This is a genomic window from Nocardia thraciensis, from assembly GCF_054782435.1.
The window spans coordinates 1-8,753 of the sequence record NZ_BAAGSM010000031.1 but is presented as its reverse complement, the minus strand read 5'-3'; the positions used below and the strand labels follow the sequence as shown (position 1 = coordinate 8,753).

The window sequence follows — 8,753 nt, the reverse complement described above, 5'->3', positions numbered from 1 at the left end:
CGAGCGGGCGTAAGGAACACAGCGCTCGACGCGCGGCTTGTCCTGCGGGCTGCGGACCCGTGCTCATCGCGATCCCGTTCGGCGTGATCGTGTCGGTGCAGGTCGGCAACCTCATCCACACCCTCGGCGCCGATTCGCTGCTGGGCGCCACCGGCGGCCTCGGCGTCATCAAGCAGGGCGCCCCGCTGGCCACCGGCTTCCTGCTCGGCGGCGCGGGCGCGGCCGCGATCGCCGCCGACCTGGGCGCGCGCACCATCCGCGAGGAGATCGACGCGCTCAACACCATGGGCATCAGCCCGATTCACCGGCTGGCGATCCCGCGGCTGGTCGCGATGGTCTTCGTCGCGCCACTGCTGAACATCCTGATCATTTTCGTCGGCGTGGTGGCCGGATACGCGGTCGCCGTCGGTGGGCAGAACGTGACACCCGGCAGCTACTGGGCGACGTTCGGATCGTTTACCACCGCCGCCGACGTGTGGGTATCGCTGCTCAAGGCGGTCATCTTCGGCTTCCTCGTGGTGATCATCGCCTGCCAGCGCGGGCTCGAGGCCAAGGGCGGGCCGCGCGGCGTCGCCGACGCGGTCAACGCGGCCGTGGTGCTGTCGGTGGTGTCGATCGCGGTCGTGAACCTCGGCATCACCCAGGTGGTCGAGATGTTCCTGCCCACGAGGCTGGTCTGAGATGGCGGTATCGCATTACGCCCCGAAGGGGCTGGGCTGGTTCGCGCGCTTCTACCGCCGCCGCGGACTGGTCCTGGCGCGCGTCGAGGGCGTCGGCTTCGTGCTCGCCTTCGTCTGGCAGGTGTTGTCGTCGATTCCGTTGACGCTCAGGCGGTATCGCGACGAGACGCTGCGGCTGATCTCCGATATGACCTGGGGCCGCGGCTCGGTGATCGTCGGCGGCGGCACCGTGCCGATGATGGTCGTGCTCGGCCTGGTGATGGGCGCCTCGGTGGCCGTGGAGTCGTTCACCATGCTGAACATGCTGGGCATGGGCCCGGTGACCGGCATCGTGTCGGCCTACGCCACCACCCGCGAACTCGCGCCCATCGCCGCCGCCATCGGCTTCGCCGCCCAGGCCGGATGCCGCATGACCGCCGAGATCGGCTCGATGCGCATCTCCGAGGAGATCGACGCTATCGAGGCGCTGGGCCTGCGCTCGGTGCCTTTCGTGGTGACCACGCGCGTCATCTCCGGAGCCATCTCGATCGTGCCGACCTTCCTGATCGGCCTGATCCTGTCGTATATGGCCTGCCGCGGGCTGATCACGCTGGTGCACGGCCAGTCCGCCGGGGTATACGACCACTACTTCTTCCAGTTCGTCTCCGGGTTCGACGTGATCGCCGCGGTGATCAAGGTGGCGATATTCGCGACCGTGGTGATCCTCATCCACAGCTATTACGGCTTCTTCGCCACCGGCGGTCCCGAGGGCGTGGGCATCGCCTCCGGGCGCGCGGTGCGAGCCTCCTCGGTGGCGATCGTGGCCATCGATATGGTCCTCACCCTCGCGCTGTGGGGTTTCAACGCGACGATCAGCTTCACGGGGTAGCGCGATGCCGAAGTATGGAATGCCCGGAGTCGCTGTGGACCGGCGCCGCTCGCTGCTGATCGGGACGGTCGCGGTCGGCGTCATCGTCGCCGTGCTGGCGGGCGTGGGTTTGTATCGCGGGCTGCGTAGCGACGACGGGCTGCGTATTGCGCTGCACACCGAACAGATCGGGGACGGCGTGCTGGCGGGCACCGCGGTGCGGGTGGACGGCGTGCAGGTCGGCGAGGTCACCGGCATCGCGCCCGATGAGCGCGGCACGCAGCGAATCGCGTTGCGACTGGACCGTTCCCAGCTGTTCGGCATCGACGACAGCCTGCAGGTGGACTACGCACCGGCAAACCTGTTCGGTATCAGCGAGATCGAGTTGCGGCGCGGCGCGGGTGGCGCGCCGCTGCGGGAGAACAGTGTCCTCGATATGACCGGAAAGCGTTCCGCCGCAATCTTCGACGCCACCATGGGCAGCCTGCTGCGCAGTCTCTCGCAGACAGGTGAGGCGGTGCTGACCCCGCAGATGGCGACCGTGATCGCGCAGGTGTCCAATGACGTGGAGGCCTTCACGCCGCTGGCGGAGGCGATGATCACGGTGGCGCAGACCATCACCGACAACCAGAAGATGCCCGCGTCGGAACTGGTGGGGCGGCTCGGTCTCGCATTCGACGGCGGTGGCAAGTTCGCGGGCGCCACCATCCAGGTGCTCGACCTGATCCGCGATCTGCCACGGCTGCAGGACAATCGGGCGGCCTACGACGCCGGGGTGCGGGTCATGACCGACCAGCTGCTGCCCGGTCTGGCGAATTTCGCCGGGGTGGCGGGTGATTCGCTGTCGGGCACCACGAACATGCTGGCTCCCGTGCTCGCGCTGCTGGGACAGATGGTGCCGCGACCGCAGCAGTCCGGGGCCGAACTGGCCGAGCTGATGAACCGGCTGCGCACGGCGATGCCCGCCACCCCGAACGGTCCGGTGCTCAATGCCGAGATCGATGTGCGCGGCGTGCCGGTGCTGGCGGCGCTGCTGGGAGGTGCGCGATGAAGGTCGGGGCCGCGGCGTGGCGGCTGTCGCTGTTCGCCGGGGTGATGATCCTTGTGCTGGCCGTGGTGTTCACCGCGATCGAGCGGCCGGTGTCCGGCGACACCGAGGCGCACGACGCGCTGTTCACCGACGCCAACGGGCTCAAGGTCGGCGACGATGTGCGCATGTACGGTGTGCAGGTCGGCAAGGTCGAGGGGCTCTCGCTCGACGGGGCGCAGGCGCGAGTTCGGTTGTCGCTGAAGACCGATGCGCCGATCTACGACAACTCCAAGCTCGCCATCCGATATCAGAACCTGACCGGTCAGCGCTATATCGACCTGCAGCAGCAGCCGCAGCCGGGAGCCCGCATTCCGGCGGGCGCCACCGTGGGCACCGAGCGGACCGTGCCCTCCTTCGACGTCACGAGCATGTTCAACGGCCTGAAGCCGGTGCTGGCCACCATTTCTCCCGAGGCGATCAATCAGTTCAGCGCGAGCATGGTCGCGCTGATCGAGGGTGACGGCAGCGGCGTCGGCCCGGCGCTGGACGCGATCGGCAAGTTCGCCTCCTACGTCGACGACCGGCAGCAGGTGATCGGCACCCTGATCCGCAATATGTCCGATCTGTCCGAGCGGGTCGGTGGTCGCGTGCATCACCTGGTGCCGCTGCTGGCCCGGCTCACCGATATCTTCCAGGGGCTGCAGAGCAATCTCGGCGGGCTGGCGCAGTTCGCGATGGCCGCGCCGTCGGTGCTGGGGCCGCTGGACAATCTGTTCGACGCCTTCGGCCTGCAGACCGGTGACGACGTGGATGCGTTGCTCCGCAAGCTGTTTCCGGATCCGCAGCAGGCGCTCGAGGTGCTCGACCGGCTGCCGGGACTGCTGGCCGGGCTCGACGCCGCCACGCCCAAGTACGTCGCGGGCTGGAAGCCGCAGTGCTCCAACGGAAACGCGGACGTGCCGCAGGTGTTTCAGGTACTGATCGCGGGGCAGCAGGTGGCGATATGCAACGGATGAGCCTCGGGCGCTTGCTGTCCGCGGAACGACGGGTCGCCGACGACGCGACCAAGCGCCGCCGCGAGATCCGCTACGGCATCATCGGCGCCGCGCTGGTGGCGATCATCGCGATCGCGGCCGGGGTGCTGTATGTGGTGCCGTTCGGCAAGCAGACCTACACCGCCGAGCTGTCGGAGGCGCAGTCGGTGAAGTCCGGCGACGATATCCGGGTCGCGGGAATTCCCGTGGGCAGCGTGAAATCGCTGGAGCTGAAGCCGGATCGGGTGGTCATGCGCTTCACCGTCAACTCCGACGTATTCGTCGGCGACCAGTCCTCGCTGGACGTGCGCATGCTGACCGTGGTCGGCGGCAACTATGTGGCGCTGTTCCCGGCCGGGAGTAAAGCGCTGGGCGACAAGCCGATTCCGGTGGATCGGGTGCGGCTGCCCTACAGCCTGGTGCAGACCTTCCAGGACGCTACCGAACCGCTGCGGCAGATCGACGGAGATACCTTGCGGCGCAACCTCGCCGCGCTGGACACCTCCCTCGACAAGGCCCCGGACTCGCTGCGGACCACCCTGGACACCCTGAGTACCTACGTCGATGCGCTCAACCGGCAGCGCACCCAGGTGTCGAATGCGGTCGCGGTGGCCGACGAGTACGTGACCATGTACGACGGCGCCAAGACCGATCTGGGCCGATTGATGGACAACGTCAATCTGATGGAGACCCTGGTGATCGACAAGCGGGCCGAGTTGCGCGAGGGGGTGCGGCTGCTGAACGTGGTCGTGCAGCGCGTCGCTGCGCTGGCGCCGACCTGGGATTCGGCGCTGAAACCCAAGCTGCAGCAGCTCATCGATGCCGTACCGCGGTTGCAGAACCTCGGGGACCAGCTCGAACCGATGCTCGGCTCGGTGCAGAGCCTGCGGCAGAAGCTGGGGGAGCTGACGGGTGCTGACGGTGGAGTGACGGTCGACCGGTCCGGGGAGACCATCACCGCCCCGGCGGGCGTGGATCCGCTGCCCGGCGTGGGCAAGGTGTGTGTGCCGGTGCCGGGGAAGGACTGCTGAATGCTGCACCGGATGCTGGGGTCCCGCTGGTTCATGTCGATCGGCGGCGCCGTCGTGATCGTGGTCCTGACGGCCGTCGGCTACTTCGTCGTCTTCGATCCCGCGAAGAAGACCGAAAGCTACTGCGCCATCATGCCCGACAGCGTCGGGCTGTACTCAGGCAATCAGGTGACCATGCGCGGCATTCCGGTTGGGAAGGTCACCTCCATTGCGCCGCAGGGTAATTCGGTGAAGGTGGAGTTCGACGTCGAGGCCGACAAACCGGTCTACGCCGACGCGGGCGCCACCACGCTCGCCGACAGCATCGTCGCGGCTCGGCAACTGGCGGTGGTGTCGACCGGCAAGGACACCGCGCGGTGGGCCGCCGGGCAGTGCATCACGAAGACCGTGACGCCCAAGAGCATCTCCGAGACTCTGAACGCGCTGGCCCAGTTGTCCTCGGAAATTCAAGGGCCGGACCCGAATTCGCCGAACGCGCTGGCGGGCGGACTGGACGCGCTGAGTACGGCTACCACCGGCACCGGGCCGCAGGTCAACGCCGTCGTGCAGAAGCTGAGCGCGGCGCTGGCCTCGCCCGACGCCGACATCGCGCACCTGGTCGGGATCTTCGACGCCTTCGCCTCGGTGTCGAAGAAGGTCGAGGAGCACTGGGGTGATCTGAAGTCCATGCTGACGCGGCTGGGCTCGGTCCTGGACCAGGCGACCACCGACCTGATCGGTCCGGGCGCGCAGCTGTTCGACGGCTTGGCACAGGTGGTTCCGATGCTCAACGACCTCACGACCATCTTCGGCGACCCGATCATGAAGACGCTCGACGTGACGGTGCCGCTGGTGAAGTTCCTGCGCGCGCACGTCGGTTCGCTCGCTCAAGTCATCGGGATGACGCCGGTGATCGCCCAGGCCTTCCGGTCGGTCGCGGGAGACGGGATCGGATACGCGCCGCCGAAGGTCGCTGTGCCGCAACAGAATGCGGACCAGGTGTGCGCGGCGGTGAACGTGGTGGCGCCGGGCAAGTGCACCGCCGACGGCGGCCTGGCGAAGGTGGACGCGGCCACCTTGGTATTCGGATTGGCAGGTGCACGATGAGAATTGGACCGTACCGAATAGTCATTGCCCGCCGACCGAACGGCGCCTCGCCCCTTCGCATGCCCGGTAAAGCCTTGCCCCATCGCATGCCCGGTAAAGCCTTGCCCCATCGCATTCCCGGCGCGCTCTTGGCCGGGATCTCCGTGACCATGGCGGCCGTCCTATCCACCGCGGGCTGTTCCTTCGACCCGTCCTCGGTCCCCGTCCCCGGCACCACCGTTTCGGGTCGGACCTACCACTTGAAGATCGAGTTCGCGAATGTCCTGAACCTCCCCGCCAAGGCGAAGATCATGGCCAACGGCGCCATGGTGGGCACGGTTTCCGGTGTGTCCGTGGTGAATCCGGCCGGGGCGGACGGGCGCGGCGGCGGGTATGTCGTGGTCGATGCCGACATTTCGAAGTCGGTGCGGCTGCCCGCGACTACGGTCGCCGAACTGCGGCAGAACACGGTGCTGGGCGACATCCACGTCGCGCTCACCACCCCGCCCGACGGTTTCGACAAGCTGCTGTCCGACGGCGCCACCATCCCACTGGCACAGACGAAGCCGCCGATTCAGCTGGAGGACACGATGGCGGCTGTCGCGATGTTCACCCAGGGCGGCGCGGTGACGCAGCTGCAGGACATCATCACCAAGTTCAACGACGTGCTGCCGAAGGATCCCGCTCGCACCGCGCGGATCTCGAGGACGATGGCCGCCGACGCCGTCGACCTGGCCGCCAATCTCGACCGGGTCGACCTGCTGCTCAACGGGATCGGCACCAATGCCCAAGTGCTGCACGAGATTCAGCCCGAGTTGGACAACATTTTGAGCGGGAAGTCGGTCGAGGAGATGAACGGCATCGTCGCCTCCGTCGTCGGCGTGACGAAGATCTTCGGCGTGCTCGGGCCCGTCGGCACCTCGCTGACCTGGCTCGGGCCGGTGCTCTCCGGCGCCGACGGCGCAGCGCAGGCCTTCCTGCCGCTGCTCGCGTCGTCCCGTCCGCTGGACCTGAGCCAGCCGTCGAACCTGCGGACGCTGGTGTCGCTGCTGCGCGACAAGGTCATCCCGTTCGTCGAGCACGGCCCCAAAGTGAATATCACCGGCGTGAAAACTGATGCCGCAGCACAGGTTTCGACACAAGAGCAGACGGACCGGATCGTCGGGACGCTGCGCATGATCGGAGCGGTGCGATGAAGATCGGTGCGCTGGCCTCGCTCGGCGGCATCGCCGCCATCACCCTGCTCGGCGCGAGCTACCTGACCTTCGGCGTGGTGCGGGCCGACCCGTTCGCCGACTACACCCGCGCCACCATGGTACTCACCAATTCCGGTGGGCTGGGCGTCGATTCGCCGGTGTTGCTGTCGGGCATCGAGGTCGGCCGGGTCACGGCGGTGAACAAGACCGCGGGCGGCGTCGAAATCGGGCTCCGCGTCGACGGCGACCGTGATCTCCCCACCGACAGCGTGGTCACCGCCGAGCACCTGTCCGCGCTCGGCGAGCCCTACGTGGAGTTCCGGCCGAAGAACGGCGAGGGGCCGTACCTGCGCGACGGCCAGCGGCTGGAGAGCACGAATATCCGCACGCCGCTGTCGATTCCGGAGGTGGCGCGGCTGGTCACCAAGACCATGAACCAGCTCGATCCGACTGTGGTCGGCTCCCTGGTGAGCACGGCGGGCCAGATGCTCGACGGCACCGACGCCGCGATCCCCAACCTGGCGCGCTCGGGCGATCTGCTGGCCGCGGCCGTCATGAGCCGCAGCCCCCGAATCGCCGATCTGCTCAACAGCTTCCAGGCCGCGGCCGCCGATATCGATTGGGCGGGACCGGCAACCAGCGCGGCCGCCCCCGAATTCGTGCGGTTCACCGACACGTTGAACGAACTGGTGGCCGCCATCGGCCGCCTCGTCGACAAGCAGCCGCCGGAGGCATTGACCGAGGGCAGCGGTTTGGTGCCGTTCCTGGCCAAGCTCACCGACGCGCTGCGGGAGATCGGCCCCGAGCTGAAATCCCTGACCCCGGCGCTGCAGCCGCTGGCGGACGCGGCGACCTCCGCGGCGCCGCGCATAGACATTTCCAGTTTGATCACGCAGGCCCTCGACGACGTCGGCAGCGACGGCGCCGTGCGGGTGCGGGTGAACGTCAAGTAGAAGGAAGAAGGAGGACCCATGTCGAACGACAGTGGTACCCAACCGAAGCGGGCAGTCGACGCGGAGGAGACCACCGGGTCCCCCGCAGCCCCGCGCACCGTATCGATCCGGCTGTCGACGGTGGCCGTCGCCGCCGCGGGGGTGGCGCTGATCGCGCTCGCCGCCGTATTCGGCACGCTGTGGCTGTCGGCGCGTGGCACCCTGAACGACCGCGACGCCCAGGCCGCCGACCAGCGGCATGCCGAGCAGGTCGCCACGGACTACGCCGTCGGCGCGTCGAATATCGACTTCCAGGACGTCAACGCCTGGGTGGCCAAGCTGAAGGCCAACACCAGCCCGCAGCTGGCCAACAAGTTCGACGCCACCGCGCCGAAGCTGCAGGAGATCCTGGTCCCGCTGAAGTGGACCTCGAGCGCCACGCCGATCACGGCCAAGGTGATGAACCACGACAACGGCCGGTACAAGGTCAACGTGTTCCTGAACGTCACCTCCACCAGCGCCCAGACCCCCGAGGGCGCGCAGAGCACCGTCACCTACACCGTCGACATCGACCCGGACAACGGCTGGAAGGTCACCGACGTGGGCGGCATGGGCGGAGCCCTGCCCAAGCAGTAACACCACTCCGCGCACAACAGAAGCCCCCGGTCGGCCCGATAGTCTTTGCGGCGGTCGGTTCGATCGTCATTCCGCGGTCGGCTCGATAGTCATTGCGGCGGTTGGCCCGACCGTCATTCCGCTAGGTTCTGTCTCGAAGTGAGTTGATGGGTGGCACCGCTGCGCGGTGCTACCCATCAGTGTGTTTGTGAAAGGTGTTGGCTGCGTTGGTGTATGGGCGAGGTCTCCGGTAGGTGGTTTAGACCGTGTCTTACGTGGTTGTGATCCGGTTCGGATGCGTCGGATCCGGTTGTGCTGCATGA

Annotated in this window: 9 protein-coding genes; all 9 read left to right on the top strand. The window is 67.6% G+C overall.

Annotated elements, in window-relative coordinates; genetic code table 11:
• Positions 1-680, top strand: a 680-nt coding sequence (locus ACYVLQ_RS20605; protein ID WP_460699145.1) for an ABC transporter permease, incomplete at its 5' end; no start/stop codon positions are given.
• A gap of 1 nt (position 681) precedes the next feature.
• The gene (locus tag ACYVLQ_RS20600) at positions 682-1,548 is read left to right on the top strand and encodes an ABC transporter permease (protein ID WP_460699144.1); all 867 of its coding nucleotides are present in this window, start codon (positions 682-684) and stop codon (positions 1,546-1,548) included.
• Positions 1,549-1,552: 4 nt separating this feature from the next.
• Positions 1,553-2,578: an MlaD family protein gene (locus ACYVLQ_RS20595; protein WP_460699143.1), complete on the top strand. Its 1,026-nt coding sequence runs from the start codon at positions 1,553-1,555 to the stop codon at positions 2,576-2,578.
• Complete coding sequence (locus tag ACYVLQ_RS20590) at positions 2,575-3,573, top strand: MlaD family protein (protein ID WP_460699142.1); 999 nt, start codon at positions 2,575-2,577, stop codon at positions 3,571-3,573. Before ACYVLQ_RS20595 ends, ACYVLQ_RS20590 begins: the two co-directional genes overlap by 4 nt.
• Positions 3,561-4,622, top strand: a complete 1,062-nt coding sequence (locus ACYVLQ_RS20585; protein WP_460699141.1) for an MlaD family protein — start codon at positions 3,561-3,563, stop codon at positions 4,620-4,622. The genes ACYVLQ_RS20590 and ACYVLQ_RS20585 overlap by 13 nt, the downstream gene beginning before the upstream one ends.
• Positions 4,623-5,708 carry an MlaD family protein gene (locus ACYVLQ_RS20580; protein ID WP_460699140.1) on the top strand — a complete coding sequence of 362 codons (1,086 nt, stop codon included), beginning with the start codon at positions 4,623-4,625 and terminating at the stop codon, positions 5,706-5,708. It begins immediately after the preceding gene.
• Positions 5,709-5,794: 86 nt separating this feature from the next.
• On the top strand, positions 5,795-6,883 hold the full coding sequence (locus ACYVLQ_RS20575) for an MlaD family protein (protein ID WP_460699139.1): 1,089 nt from the start codon (positions 5,795-5,797) through the stop codon (positions 6,881-6,883).
• A complete protein-coding gene (locus ACYVLQ_RS20570; RefSeq protein ID WP_460699138.1) occupies positions 6,880-7,836 on the top strand; it encodes an MlaD family protein in 957 nt (318 codons plus the stop codon). Before ACYVLQ_RS20575 ends, ACYVLQ_RS20570 begins: the two co-directional genes overlap by 4 nt.
• Positions 7,837-7,854: 18 nt before the next feature.
• Entirely contained in the window at positions 7,855-8,451 is a 597-nt protein-coding gene (locus tag ACYVLQ_RS20565) for a hypothetical protein (RefSeq protein WP_460699137.1), read from the top strand.
• Positions 8,452-8,753: the final 302 nt, after the last annotated feature.

Coding starts and splice junctions, on each gene's coding strand:
- ACYVLQ_RS20595 (WP_460699143.1), top strand. CDS start 1,553: ATGCCGAAGTATGGAATGCCCGGAGTCGCTGTGGACCGGCGCCGCTCG.
- ACYVLQ_RS20585 (WP_460699141.1), top strand. CDS start 3,561: ATGCAACGGATGAGCCTCGGGCGCTTGCTGTCCGCGGAACGACGGGTC.
- ACYVLQ_RS20565 (WP_460699137.1), top strand. CDS start 7,855: ATGTCGAACGACAGTGGTACCCAACCGAAGCGGGCAGTCGACGCGGAG.
- ACYVLQ_RS20590 (WP_460699142.1), top strand. CDS start 2,575: ATGAAGGTCGGGGCCGCGGCGTGGCGGCTGTCGCTGTTCGCCGGGGTG.
- ACYVLQ_RS20600 (WP_460699144.1), top strand. CDS start 682: ATGGCGGTATCGCATTACGCCCCGAAGGGGCTGGGCTGGTTCGCGCGC.
- ACYVLQ_RS20575 (WP_460699139.1), top strand. CDS start 5,795: ATGCCCGGTAAAGCCTTGCCCCATCGCATTCCCGGCGCGCTCTTGGCC.
- ACYVLQ_RS20570 (WP_460699138.1), top strand. CDS start 6,880: ATGAAGATCGGTGCGCTGGCCTCGCTCGGCGGCATCGCCGCCATCACC.
- ACYVLQ_RS20580 (WP_460699140.1), top strand. CDS start 4,623: ATGCTGCACCGGATGCTGGGGTCCCGCTGGTTCATGTCGATCGGCGGC.